The organism is Planomonospora alba (assembly GCF_039534085.1).
GTDB classification, from domain to species: Bacteria; Actinomycetota; Actinomycetes; order Streptosporangiales; family Streptosporangiaceae; genus Planomonospora_B; species Planomonospora_B alba.
In genome coordinates, this window is record NZ_BAAAUT010000003.1 from 45,486 (window position 1) to 57,313 (window position 11,828).

The 11,828-nt window shown below is 71.9% G+C and carries 13 protein-coding genes; 8 read left to right on the top strand and 5 right to left on the bottom strand.

The features are described from left to right. Positions 1 to 101: 101 nt before the first annotated feature. The 4 genes from ABD823_RS02330 (at position 102) to ABD823_RS02345 (ending at position 3,056) form a co-directional block, all read left to right on the top strand. Positions 102 to 281 (top strand): (2Fe-2S)-binding protein, encoded by a 180-nt coding sequence (locus tag ABD823_RS02330; RefSeq protein WP_344855357.1) that lies wholly within the window; start codon positions 102 to 104, stop codon positions 279 to 281. A 16-nt stretch (positions 282 to 297) separates the two neighbouring features. Continuing rightward, on the top strand, positions 298 to 780 hold the full coding sequence (gene bfr, locus ABD823_RS02335; protein ID WP_344855360.1) for a bacterioferritin: 483 nt from the start codon (positions 298 to 300) through the stop codon (positions 778 to 780). A 326-nt stretch (positions 781 to 1,106) separates the two neighbouring features. After that, positions 1,107 to 1,775 (top strand): response regulator transcription factor, encoded by a 669-nt coding sequence (locus tag ABD823_RS02340; RefSeq protein WP_012888073.1) that lies wholly within the window; start codon positions 1,107 to 1,109, stop codon positions 1,773 to 1,775. 3 nt (positions 1,776 to 1,778) lie between these two features. Then, on the top strand, positions 1,779 to 3,056 hold the full coding sequence (locus tag ABD823_RS02345) for an ATP-binding protein (protein ID WP_344855363.1): 1,278 nt from the start codon (positions 1,779 to 1,781) through the stop codon (positions 3,054 to 3,056). A gap of 90 nt (positions 3,057 to 3,146) precedes the next feature. Here the strand turns inward: ABD823_RS02345 and ABD823_RS02350 are convergent, their stop codons facing one another. Continuing rightward, positions 3,147 to 3,656 carry a GtrA family protein gene (locus ABD823_RS02350; RefSeq protein WP_344855366.1) on the bottom strand — a complete coding sequence of 170 codons (510 nt, stop codon included), beginning with the start codon at positions 3,654 to 3,656 and terminating at the stop codon, positions 3,147 to 3,149. Positions 3,657 to 3,927: 271 nt separating this feature from the next. Here ABD823_RS02350 and ABD823_RS02355 point away from each other — a divergent pair, with 271 nt between their 5' ends. Beyond that, positions 3,928 to 5,085 (top strand): 5-(carboxyamino)imidazole ribonucleotide synthase, encoded by a 1,158-nt coding sequence (locus tag ABD823_RS02355; protein ID WP_344855368.1) that lies wholly within the window; start codon positions 3,928 to 3,930, stop codon positions 5,083 to 5,085. Between the two features lie 109 nt (positions 5,086 to 5,194). Continuing rightward, complete coding sequence (purE, locus tag ABD823_RS02360; protein ID WP_344855370.1) at positions 5,195 to 5,698, top strand: 5-(carboxyamino)imidazole ribonucleotide mutase; 504 nt, start codon at positions 5,195 to 5,197, stop codon at positions 5,696 to 5,698. A gap of 93 nt (positions 5,699 to 5,791) precedes the next feature. Here purE and ABD823_RS02365 read toward each other — a convergent pair whose 3' ends face one another. After that, positions 5,792 to 7,111, bottom strand: a complete 1,320-nt coding sequence (locus ABD823_RS02365) for a UDP-glucose dehydrogenase family protein (protein WP_344855372.1) — start codon at positions 7,109 to 7,111, stop codon at positions 5,792 to 5,794. A 144-nt stretch (positions 7,112 to 7,255) separates the two neighbouring features. On the opposite strand from ABD823_RS02365, the gene ABD823_RS02370 reads away from it, so the two are divergent. Together ABD823_RS02370 and ABD823_RS02375 are read left to right on the top strand one after the other, a co-directional pair. Beyond that, positions 7,256 to 8,419, top strand: coding sequence for an acyl-CoA dehydrogenase family protein (locus ABD823_RS02370; RefSeq protein WP_344855374.1), 1,164 nt, complete (start codon positions 7,256 to 7,258; stop codon positions 8,417 to 8,419). Between the two features lie 162 nt (positions 8,420 to 8,581). Next, positions 8,582 to 8,911, top strand: a complete 330-nt coding sequence (locus tag ABD823_RS02375) for a cold-shock protein (protein ID WP_344855376.1) — start codon at positions 8,582 to 8,584, stop codon at positions 8,909 to 8,911. On the opposite strand, the gene ABD823_RS02380 is transcribed toward ABD823_RS02375, so the two are convergent. From ABD823_RS02380 to ABD823_RS02390, 3 genes are all read right to left on the bottom strand, one after another. After that, entirely contained in the window at positions 8,874 to 10,163 is a 1,290-nt protein-coding gene (locus ABD823_RS02380; RefSeq protein WP_344855378.1) for an MFS transporter, read from the bottom strand. The genes ABD823_RS02375 and ABD823_RS02380 overlap by 38 nt on opposite strands. 46 nt (positions 10,164 to 10,209) lie before the next feature. Then, entirely contained in the window at positions 10,210 to 11,526 is a 1,317-nt protein-coding gene (locus ABD823_RS02385) for a YcaO-like family protein (RefSeq protein WP_344855380.1), read from the bottom strand. Between the two features lie 80 nt (positions 11,527 to 11,606). After that, positions 11,607 to 11,777 (bottom strand): hypothetical protein, encoded by a 171-nt coding sequence (locus ABD823_RS02390; RefSeq protein ID WP_344855382.1) that lies wholly within the window; start codon positions 11,775 to 11,777, stop codon positions 11,607 to 11,609. Between the last annotated feature and the right edge of the window lie 51 nt (positions 11,778 to 11,828).

The following is an 11,828-nucleotide window of genomic DNA, read 5'->3' on the forward strand; positions in this document are numbered from 1 at the left end:
GCGGGGGCCACGTAGGCAAGCCTAACCAAAGTGAGTTATCTTAGGTATGCCTTACCTGACTGACCCGTGCGGTCATCTGCCTGAGAGGTGGCTCGCCCGCCATGTACGTCTGCATCTGCCGCGCGGTGACGGAGAACGAAGTCCACGACTGCATCGCCGCCGGGGCGAAGAGCGCCCGGCAGATCCGCGACACCACGGGCGCCGGAGGGGACTGCGCCCGGTGTGTCCGGAAGATCTGTGCGATCCTGAAGAGGTCCGAAGACCTCATGGCGACCGCATAGCACGAGGAGCCCGCCGATGCAGGGCGACAAGCAGATCATCGAACTCCTGAACGAGCAGCTCACCGCCGAGCTGACCGCGATCAACCAGTACTTCCTGCACGCGAAGATGCAGGAGAACTGGGGATACACCAAGCTCGCCAAGTACACCCGCGAAGAGTCCATCGACGAGATGCGCCACGCGGAGCGGCTGACCGACCGGATCCTCTTCCTGGAGGGACTGCCCAACTACCAGCGGCTGGGCACCCTGCACATCGGCCAGACCGTTCCCGAGCAGCTCCGCGCCGACCTCGACGTCGAGCTGGAGGTGGTCAAGCGGCTGCGGCCCGCCATCGCCCTGATGCGCGAGAAGGGCGACATCACCTCCGCCCGGCTCTTCGAGGAGATCCTCGCCGACGAGGAGCACCACATCGACTACCTGGAGACCGAGCTGGCGCTGATCGACAGCCTCGGCGAGCAGCTCTACCTCGCCCGGTACGCCGAGCCGCCGTCGGCGGACTGACCGGTCCCCCGCCGTACGGCGTGCGGAACGGCCCGCCGTACGGCTCGCTTTCTCCTTGCCCCTTCCTGCTCTTTGCGATGAATCGCCGGAACACGCCCGTCAAGTTCACCGGGGCCGGGTGTGTCCGCCTTTGCCGGTGACGATCGTGCGGGCGCCGCCCCTTCCGGGGATTCGTCCGGACGGCCCCTACCTCCCCGGCGTGCCGCGCTGCCGGGTGTCTATCCGGGATTTATCAGTGTTTGCCCAGGTCAATAGATAGGTCAACGGCGAGTCAAACCGCGCGCTATGCCCGGGAAACGATCGCCTAAGGTCCTACGATCCTCAACATGACCTGCGTACTTCTCGCCGAGGATGACACCTCGATCTCCGAGCCGCTGGCGCGTGCCCTGCGCCGTGAGGGCTATCAGGTGGAGGTGAGTCCGGACGGCCCGCAGGCCCTGGAGCGAGCTCTATCGGGTGGCATCGACCTGATCGTTCTTGACCTCGGCCTGCCCGAGATGGACGGCCTCGAAGTGGCCCGGCGCATCCGCGCCGAAGGGCACGGCACGCCCGTGCTCATTCTCACCGCCCGCGTGGACGAGGTGGACACCGTGGTGGGCCTCGACGCCGGGGCCGACGACTACGTCACCAAACCGTTCCGCCTCGCCGAGCTGCTGGCCCGGGTCCGGGCCCTGCTGCGGCGCGGCACCTCGGAGACGCCCGTGGTCCAGGGCGTGCGCATCGACGCCGACTCGCGTCGCGCGTGGATGGGCGACAAGGAGCTGCACCTGACCACCAAGGAGTTCGACCTGCTGCGCGTGCTGGTCCGGGACGCCGGCAAGGTGGTCACCCGCGAGCAGATCATGCGCGAGGTGTGGGACACCAACTGGTGGGGCTCCACGAAGACCCTGGACATGCACATCTCCTGGCTGCGCCGCAAGCTCGGCGACGACGCCGCCAAGCCGCGCTACATCACGACGGTCCGAGGGGTCGGCTTCCGGTTCGAACGCGAGTAGGGAATGCGTCGCCGCCTGCTCTCCTCGACCCTGCTCGTCGCGGTCATCGCGGTGCTCCTGCTCGGCGTCCCCCTGGGGGTGGCGGTCAACCGCCTGATCCAGGAGGAGGCCATCCAGGAGCTGTCAGGGGAGGCGAAGAGCCTGCTCAACGAGGTGGAGTACGCCCGGATCCAGGAGCAGCCCATCACCCGCGAGCAGCTGGGGAGGAAGTACCCCGAGCGCTACGTGCAGATCTACGCCAGGGGCACGCCTCCCCAGGTGACGACGGTCGGCACCGAGCCGCCCGAGGACCGCAAGATGAGCGCCGACGCCCAGTCGGAGAGCGGCGTCTACGTCTCGGTCAGCCGTGACAAGACCCAGGTCGAACAGCAGGTCCGCGCCTGGCTCCTGCTCATCCTGGCGCTCGCCGCGGCGGCCCTCGCGGTGGCGGTGGGGCTCGCCGTGGTGCAGTCGCGCCGCCTGACGCTCCCGCTCCGCGACCTGGCCATGATCGCCGAACGGCTGGGCTCCGGCGAGGCCCGGCCGAGCAAGCACCGCTACGGCATCGGCGAGCTCGACCGGGTGGCCGAGGTGCTGGACCGCAGCGCGACCAGGATCGCCGACCTGCTGGCCCGGGAGAGGGAGTTCGCGACCGACGCCTCCCACCAGCTCCGCACGCCGCTCACCGGCCTGACGATGCGGCTGGAGGAGATCGTGGCGGCCGCGGACGACCCCAGTGTGGTCAAGGAGGAGGGCGAGGCCGCGATCGTGCAGGCCGAGCGGCTGACCGCGGTGATCGACGAGCTGCTCGCCGCGGCCCGGCGGCAGCGCCACGCCCAGACCGCGGTGGTCGAGCTCGACCCCCTGCTGGACCAGCAGTTCATCGAGTGGGGGCCGGCCTTCCGGCGGGAGGGGCGCAAGCTCGTGCTGGCCGGCACCCGCGGGCTCCGGGCGCTGGGCACCAGCGGCGGCATCAGCCAGGTGGTCTCCACGCTGCTGGAGAACTCCCTGCGGCACGGGGGCGGCCCGGTGACGGTGACCACCAGCAGCACCGACAAGTCCATCGTGATCGAGGTCGCGGACGAGGGCCCCGGCATCACCGACGAGCTGGCCCCCCGGGTCTTCGAGCGGAGCATGAGCGGGGCCGGGGGCACCGGTCTCGGCCTGACCCTGGCCCGGGCGCTGGCCGCCGCGGACGGCGGCCGCCTGGAGCTCGTACGGCCCCGCCCCGCCGCCTTCGCGATCTTCCTGCGCCCGGTCGGGGACCCCGGGCGCAACCGGGTGGTCAGCGGGCCGGCGTGAGCCCCGGCGCCGGGGAGAACGCCGCGGCCGGTCCGCCGGAGCGCGGCACGGGCGGCGCGGCGGGCGGCGTGGGCGGCACCGTCCGGAGGGTCAGCGCGGTCCGGCGGTCCGGCGGGTCCGCGCGTCCTCGTCGGCGGGCAGCTCGCGCGGGGTGTCGATGTCCTCGGTCGCGGCGAGGAAGACCCACTTCTTGTAGGAGAAGAAGCGGAACAGCGTGCCCAGGCCGATGCCGAACAGGTTGGCGACGTTGATGCTCAGCGGGTCGGACAGTTCCAGGGTGTAGCGGGTGAATCCGACGACGAGCAGGCCGATCAGCAGCGCGACGCCGTTCAGCAGGAAGAACAGGAAGTACTCGCGGGTCAGCCCGCTCTGCTCCCGGTGCCGGTAGGTCCAGTAGCGGTTGCCGAAGTAGGCGAAGGTGGTGGCGATCACCGTGGCGACGACCTTGGAGGTCAGTGTCCCCCACCAGCCCAGGACGTAGTGGAAGAGGTTGAACCCGCCCACGTCGATGACGAAGGCGAAGGCCCCGACGGTCCCGAACTTCGCCAGCTCGTGCACCAGATCGGCGAACCGCTCGTATGCCTGTCGAAGGAACTGCACGTCTCCTGCACGGTCCTTTCCCGGTCGGCTGCCGGTCCGCCACACGGGTGGGGACCTCGGGCACCCCCTCAGGCTATCGGGCGGCCCGGGGAGTCCGTACGGTGGTCGGCCAGATGGATATCTCATCCAACCGACAGTGTTTCCAGAAATATCCTGCAAAGACGGATAAATCAGTGTGCCGAGGTTACGCCGATCCCGTCGGCCGCGGGAAGCCCACCGGGGGACCGGCCGTTTCCCGCCGCCGGACCGGTGCCCGGTAAGCTCGGCGGACGTGAGCAGCCCTTCCCTGACCGGTTCCACCACCCCCGTCGTCGGCATGATCGGAGCGGGCCAGCTGGCCCGGATGACCCAGCAGGCGGCCATCGCCCTCGGCGTGGAGCTGCGGGTGCTGGCGGGCTCCCGTGACGAGAGCGCGGCCCGGGTGGTCGCCGACGTCCGCCTCGGCGACCACCGGAGCCTGCCCGACCTGCGCGACTTCGCCAAGGGGTGCGACGCGCTCACCTTCGACCACGAGCACGTGCCCACCGAGCACATCCGCGCGCTCGCCGCGGACGGCTTCGCCGTCCGCCCCGGGGCGGAGGCGCTGGTGCACGCCCAGGACAAGGCCGTGATGCGCGAGCGGCTGACCGCGATCGGCGCGCCCTGCCCGGCCTGGCGGCGCGTCGCCACCGCCGCCGACGTGGAGGCGTTCGCCGCCGAGCACGGGTGGCCCGTCGTGCTCAAGGCCGTGCGCGGCGGCTACGACGGCCGGGGCGTGTGGATCCGCCGGTCCGCCGAGGACGCCGCGGAGGTCCTGGCGAGCGGGGTGCCGCTGCTGGCCGAGGCGTTCGTGCCGTTCGAGCGGGAGCTGGCCGTGCTGGTCGCCCGCTCCCCGCACGGGCAGGGCGTCAGCTACCCGGTCGTGGAGACCGTGCAGCGCGACGGCATCTGCGTGGAGGTGCTGGCCCCCGCGCCGGGCCTCGACCCCGAGCGGGCCGCAGCCGCCCAGGGGCTCGCCCTGAGGATCGCGACCGAGCTCGGCGTGACCGGCCTGCTGGCCGTGGAGATGTTCGAGACCGCCGGTGGGCTCGTGGTCAACGAGCTGGCCATGCGCCCGCACAACAGCGGTCACTGGACCATCGACGGGGCCCGCACCTCCCAGTTCGAGCAGCACCTGCGCGCCGTCCTCGACCTGCCGCTGGGCTCGCCGACGATGACCGCGCCCGTCGTGGTGATGGCCAACCTCCTGGGCGGCGAGGACCCGGACGTCTTCTCCCGCTACGAGCACGTCATGGCCCACGACCCCGGCGTGAAGGTCCACTTCTACGGCAAGGAGGTGCGGCCCGGCCGCAAGATCGGGCACGTCACCGCCGCCGGCACGGACCTGGAGGAGGTCCGCGCCCGCGCCCGGCACGCCGCCGCCTACCTGACCGACGGCGTCTACACCTGATCCGGGACCCCGGGCACCGCACCGGGATCCCGGGACGGCCCCGGCCCGGCCGGGGCGGCACGTCAACGCACACGACACGGCCGGACGCGCGTCCGGCGGAGGAGGACGCATGGCAGACGTCGGCATCGTGATGGGAAGCGACTCCGACTGGCCGGTGATGCGGCTCGCCGCCGAGGCGCTCGCCGAGTTCGGGGTGGCGTTCGAGGCCGACGTGGTCTCCGCGCACCGCATGCCCGACGAGATGATCGCCTACGGGCAGGGGGCGGCGGAGCGCGGCCTGAAGGTGGTCATCGCCGGGGCCGGGGGCGCCGCCCACCTGCCCGGCATGCTCGCCTCGGTGACCCCGCTCCCGGTGATCGGCGTGCCCGTCCCGCTGAAGTACCTCGACGGCATGGACTCGCTGCTCTCGATCGTCCAGATGCCGGCCGGGGTTCCGGTCGCCACCGTCGCGATCGGCGGGGCCCGCAACGCGGGGCTGCTGGCCGTACGGATCCTCGCGGCGGCGGACGCCGGGCTGCGCGCGAAGATGGAGCGCTTCCAGGCGGAGCTGCGCGACCAGGCCCATGCCAAGGGCGCCCGGCTCCGTGAGGAGGCCGCCCGCCTCGGCGGCTGAGGGGCGGGCGGCGGCGCGGCCCCGGGCCGGTCGGGGGAGGACCGCGGCGCGGCCCCCCGGGTCAGGAGGGGCGGCGGCGCGGCCCCGGGCCGGTCAGGGGCGGCCGAGAGCGCGGTAGTGCCAGCCCGCGGCGCGCCAGACCTCGGCGTCGAGGGCGTTGCGGCCGTCCACGATCTTCCGGGAGGCGACCACCGAGCCGAGCTCCTCGGGGTCGAGGTCGACGAACTCCTGCCACTCGGTCAGCAGCAGCACGACGTGGGCGCCCCGGGCGGCGTCCAGGGCGGAGTCGCCGTAGGAGAGCTGCGGGTGGGCGCGGCGCGCGTTCTCCTGGGCCACGGGGTCGTAGACGGTGACCTTGCCGCCCTGCTGTGCGATCTTGACGGCGACGTCCAGGGCCGGCGAGTCGCGGATGTCGTCGGAGTTGGGCTTGAACGCCGCTCCCAGCACGGTCATCTCGCAGCCGTGGAAGGAGCCCCCGGCCAGCTCGCGGGCCAGGTCGACCATGCGGGCCCGGCGGCGCATGTTGATCGCGTCCACCTCGCGCAGGAAGGTCAGGGCCTGGTCGGCGCCCAGCTCCCCGGCGCGCGCCATGAAGGCGCGGATGTCCTTGGGCAGGCAGCCGCCGCCGAAGCCCAGTCCCGGGTTGAGGAAGCGGCCGCCGATGCGCTCGTCGTAGGACAGCGCCAGCGACAGCTGCTTGACGTCCGCGTGCGCGGCCTCGCACACCTCGGCCATGGCGTTGATGAAGGAGATCTTCGTGGCGAGGAACGCGTTGGCGGCGACCTTGACCAGCTCCGCGGTCGGGTAGTCGGTGACCACCAGCGGGGTGCCGTACCCCAGCATGGAGGCGTAGACCTCGCGCATGATCTTCTCGGGCCGCTCCGAGCGCACGCCGAGCACGATCCGGTCGGGGTGCAGGGTGTCCTTGACCGCGAAGCCCTCGCGCAGGAACTCGGGATTCCAGGCCAGCTCGGCCGCCTCGCCCGCGGGCGCCAGCCGCGCCAGCTTGTCGGCCAGGCGCTCGGCGGTGCCGACGGGCACCGTGGACTTGCCCACCACCAGGCACTCGCGCTTCAGGTGCGGAGCCAGGGACTCGATCACCGCGTCGAGGTAGGAGACGTCCGCGGCGTACTCGCCTTTCTTCTGCGGAGTGCCGACGCAGACGAAGTGCACGTCGCCGAAGTCCGCGACCTCCTCGTAGGAGGTGGTGAAGCGCAGGCGGCCGGCCGCGAGGTTGCGGCGGAGGATCTCCTCCAGCCCGGGCTCGTGGATGGGCAGGTCGCCGGCCTGGAGGCTGGCGACCTTCTCGGCGTCGACGTCCAGACCGAGTACCTCGAAGCCGAGCTCGGCCATGCACGCCGCATGCGTGGCACCCAGGTATCCGGTCCCCAGCACGGTCAGGCGGTAGGCCACGGTGGATCCTTTCGGTTCTGCCCAATCCGACCCGCACAGGGTATCCGCATCCTTGACTCTCGCTTTGCCGTCGCTGTCCGGCCAGCGGCATATGTCACAGGTGACGGGTCGGCCTCATATTGTTGGACGTCCTAGTATTTTCCCATGAGCTTCCCTCTCTACGCGCTGCCCGAGGAGCACCAGATGCTCCGGGAGACCGCACGCGCCCTCGCCGATGAGAAGATCGCCCCCCGTGCGGCCGAGGCCGACGAGACGGGCGAGTTCCCCTGGGACGTCTACAAGGCGCTCGTCGCCGCCGACCTGCACGCCGTGCACGTGCCCGAGGAGTACGGCGGCGCCGGCGCGGACGCGCTCGCCACCGTGATCGTCATCGAGGAGGTGGCGCGGGCCTGCGCCTCGTCCTCGCTGATCCCCGCGGTCAACAAGCTGGGCACCGTGCCGCTGCTGCTGTCGGCGTCGGAGGAGCTCAAGCAGCGCTACCTCGCGCCGGTCGCGCGGGGCGAGGCGATGTTCTCCTACGCCCTGTCCGAGGCCGAGGCGGGCAGCGACGCCGCCTCGATGAAGACCCGCGCGGTGGCCGACGGCGACCACTACGTGCTCAACGGCGCCAAGATGTGGATCACCAACGCCGGGGTGTCGGAGTACTACACGGTCATGGCCGTGACCGACCCCGGCGCGGGCGCGCGCGGCATCTCCGCGTTCGTGGTGGAGAAGGGCGACGAGGGCGTCAGCTTCGGGCCCAAGGAGAAGAAGCTCGGCATCAAGGGCTCCCCGACCCGCCAGGTCATCCTGGAGGACGTGCGCATCCCGGCCGACCGGATGATCGGCGAGCCCGGCACCGGCTTCAAGACCGCGCTGGCCACCCTGGACCACACCCGCATCACGATCGCCGCCCAGGCGCTCGGCATCGCCCAGGGCGCGCTGGACTACGCGCTCGGCTACGTCAAGGAGCGCAAGCAGTTCGGCAAGGCCATCGCCGAGTTCCAGGGCGTGCAGTTCATGCTCGCCGACATGGCGATGAAGCTGGAGGCCGCCCGCCAGCTGACCTACGCCGCAGCGGCCAAGTCCGAGCTGGCCATGCACGGCGAACCCCAGGCCGACCTCACGTTCTTCTCCAGCGCCGCCAAGTGCGCCGCCTCCGACGCCGCCATGGAGATCACCACCGACGCGGTGCAGCTCCTCGGCGGGTACGGCTACACCCAGGAGTTCCCGGTCGAGCGCATGATGCGCGACGCCAAGATCACCCAGATCTACGAGGGCACCAACCAGATCCAGCGCATGGTCATGGCCCGCCAGCTGCTGAAGTAGGCCGCTGGACAGCGGAGACGCTTCTCCTGCCGAGAGATCGCCCCGGGGCTCCGCCGGCCTCGGGGCGATCTTCATGAAGGCCCTGTTCCGTCCCTGTTCCGTGAGACGTGGAGCGGGGACGGAGCAGAAGGCGTCCTGTGCCCGTCGGAGGGAGCCCGCGTGATGGACGAGGTCACCGGAACGGTCGTGTCCTGGGACGGCGAGGAGGGCTGGGGAGTCCTGGCCTCCCCGGGTGTCCCGGGGGAGGTGTGGGTGCACTTCTCCGCGGTAGAGGGCCCGCCCGGCCGGTACCGCACGTTGAACGAAGGTGAGGAGGTCCTGTTCACCTGGGAGCACGCCATGCAGGACGGCTTCGCCTACCGGGCCGTCGCCGTGACGCGGCAGGGAGCGGCCGCCGGTCCCGGCGCCGGAGAGGCCGAGGAGGACACCGCCGCGTACTCGTCCTCACTGGAGATCACTTTCGACGGCCCGCATGCGGGAGCCGACACGTGAGCGGCAGGTCCCGGCGCCCTCTGAAGGTCCGGGTGAGCAGGCACGCGCCCGCGAGCGCCACGATGCCGAGCATGATCCACAGAGTGGCCCTGACACCGAGCCAGGTGCCCAGCGCCCCGGCGACGAGGGCGCCGACCGGGTAGACCCCGTTCAGCACGAACCGGGTGGTCGCGGTCACCCTTCCCAGCATCCCCGGCGGGGCGTAGGCCTGGCGGAAGCTGGCGACGATGACGTTGGTCACCGCGATCCCCGCGACGCACGTCGCCACGCCGGCCACGTAGAGGACGAGGCCCGGACCCGGCCCGGTGAGCGGGACGAGCAGGACGAACGGGATCACGAACGTCGAGTTGAGCAGCAGGCCGCGCGCCGTACCGAAACGGTCGACGACACGTCCCGCGACCAGCGCGCCGGCGACCGCGGCGACGCCGCCGACGGCCATCAGCAGGCCGACGGCCTCGGCGCCCACTCCGACGTCGCGGACCAGGAACACCACGATGAGCGCGTCGTAGCCGGTGAGCCCGAAGTTGGCCAGGGCCGCCCAGATCGTCAGCGGGCGGAGGTAGCGGTCCCCGGCGACGAAGCGCATGCCCTCGGCGACGTCCTTCCAGAGACGCCGGCGAGGCCCCGCCCGGCGCGCGGGCCGCTCCTGCGGGGCGCGGACGGCGAGCAGGCAGGCCGCGGAGACCAGGAAGCTGAGCGCGTTGAGCACCAGCGCGGTGGCGGCGCCCATCGCCCGCACGAGGAAGCCGCCCGCGCTGGAGCCGCCGAAACGGGCCACGCTCACGCTGGCCTGCAGCTTCACGTTGCCCTCCACCAGATCGTCCGCGGAGACCAGGCAGGGCAGCTGGACCTGGTAGGCGGTGTCGAAGAAGACGTTCACCGTCCCGGTGAGGAAGGCGACCGCGAGGACCTGCTCGATCGTCAGGACGTCCAGCCACGCGGCGACCGGGATGCTGGCGTAGAGCACCGCCGCCGCCAGATCGGTGACGATCATCACGGTCCGCGACGGGAGCCGGTCGATCCACGCCCCGGCGGGCAGGCCCACCAGCAGCCACGGCAGGAACGTGAACGCGGTGAGCAGGCTGACGGTGAAGGTGCTCGCGTCGAGGACCGACACGACCAGCAGTGACATCGCCACCACGGCCAGCGAGTTGCCGATCTCGCTGGTCGTCTCCCCGAGCCAGAACAGCCGGAAGTCGCGCTGCCGCAGTATCCCGCCGAATCCCCGGGCCCTCGCCACGCCGTCCCGCACCACCCTGCTCCCCGTCCCCGATCGACCGTCCTCAGGAAATCGGATGTCAGGGAATCGGCGCCCCTCCGGCCTCCGGAACCGGGGCGGCGGCCGCCCGGTCCGTCCGGGCGGATTCCCGGAGCAGTCTGCGCGCCCCCCGCCCGGTGGGCAGGACGGGGATCCCCGACCGGCTCAGGAAGAACGTCTCGAAACCGGGGACGAGGACCGTGACGACCGGAACCGGGGAGTCCCGTTCATTCCATCTCACGTAGTAGCACCGGAATCCTTCGCGGGCCAGGGCGCCGGTCGCGGCCGCGAGCCGGGCGGCGACGCCGGGATCGGTGCCGGCCGCCTCCCACCAGGACCGCGGGCGGCTCCGGGCGTGCTCCGACCGCGCGATGAGGTCGCCGGGGTCCAGGGTCGCGCAGCGCCGTAGGAGGGGCCATCCGCCGAGGCGGTCGAGCCTCCGGCGGAGGTGCCGGTCCCTGTCCGGATCCTCGGTGACGGTGACGTGCGCCTGGACGAGCTCGCCCAGGGCGCGTGCGAGCGCGTGGGCGGGGATCGGCGACGCTCCTCCGCCGCCCACGCCGAGGTGGGCCGGGCGCGAGGGCAGGGCGTGGAACGCGGGGATCCCGAGCCCGGTCGTGGTCTCCAGGATGAGCGGGGAGCAGCCGATCGCCTGCTCGACGTCGTCGCAGAGCCGTCGCAGGTCCGCGGGGAGGTCGTCGGGGCGGACCCTTCTCGGACGGCCTCCGGGATCCGCGTACCAGTCGAGGAGCGCGTGCGAGAGCGCGTCCCCTTCCACCGCCTCCAGGAGCGCGTGGAGCAGCGCCTCCGGCTCCGACGTCCCCGCTGCGGTGCCGAAGTTCGTCGCGTAGCGGAGGTAGGCGTGGTAGCCGGTCCCGTCGTCCACGACGGGATACTGCAGATACCACGGGAAGCGCGCGAATCCCGGATACCAGAGCGGGTCGGCGTCCCCGTGGACCGGGTCGAACCGCAGGCAGGCGATGCGGCTGTTCGGGAGGTCGGCGGCGAGCCGGTGCACCAGCGCGTCGTCGGCGAGGGCCGGCTGCCCGGCGATCTCGCCGGCGGGGATGCGCCGCATGCGGGTCCCGTCGTCCCGGAACGCGGCGAAGCCGCTCTTGTGGCAGTGGTGCTCCCAGGCCTCGAACAGCGCACCGGCGGCGGCCTCGGCGCCTGAGCCCCTGCCCGAGGAGCGTGCCACCACCCGGCCGCGGGAGTCCCGCAGGACGCAGCGGGTGACGCCGATCCCGCCGCGCTCCCGCTCCACGACCTCCGCGGACAGGCCGTGCCCGGCGAGCTCCGCCTGCAGCACCGCGACCGCGTCACGGAGCGGCATCCGCCGCGTGCGCAGCCCTTCCACGCGTCCCCCTTCCGGTCGCCCCGCCGGCCGCTCGGACGGCGGCGCCGGGCGTTCCCGCCGCCCGGCGCCGCCTGCCGGCGTCAGGCCCTTTCCGGGATGCCGCCGTACGCCTGCTCGAACATCGCCAGCTCGCCGGGGGTGATGGAGAACTCCTCCATCGGCCCGCCTTCTCTGCGCTGCACTTCGGGGTTCTGGCTGTTGGAGACCACTCGACCACCCATTCGTGTCGTGGGGACCGGTTCGGGTTCCACTCTCGGAATTCTCATGGTTCGAGTCAAGAGTTGTGAACGATCGTTTCAAGC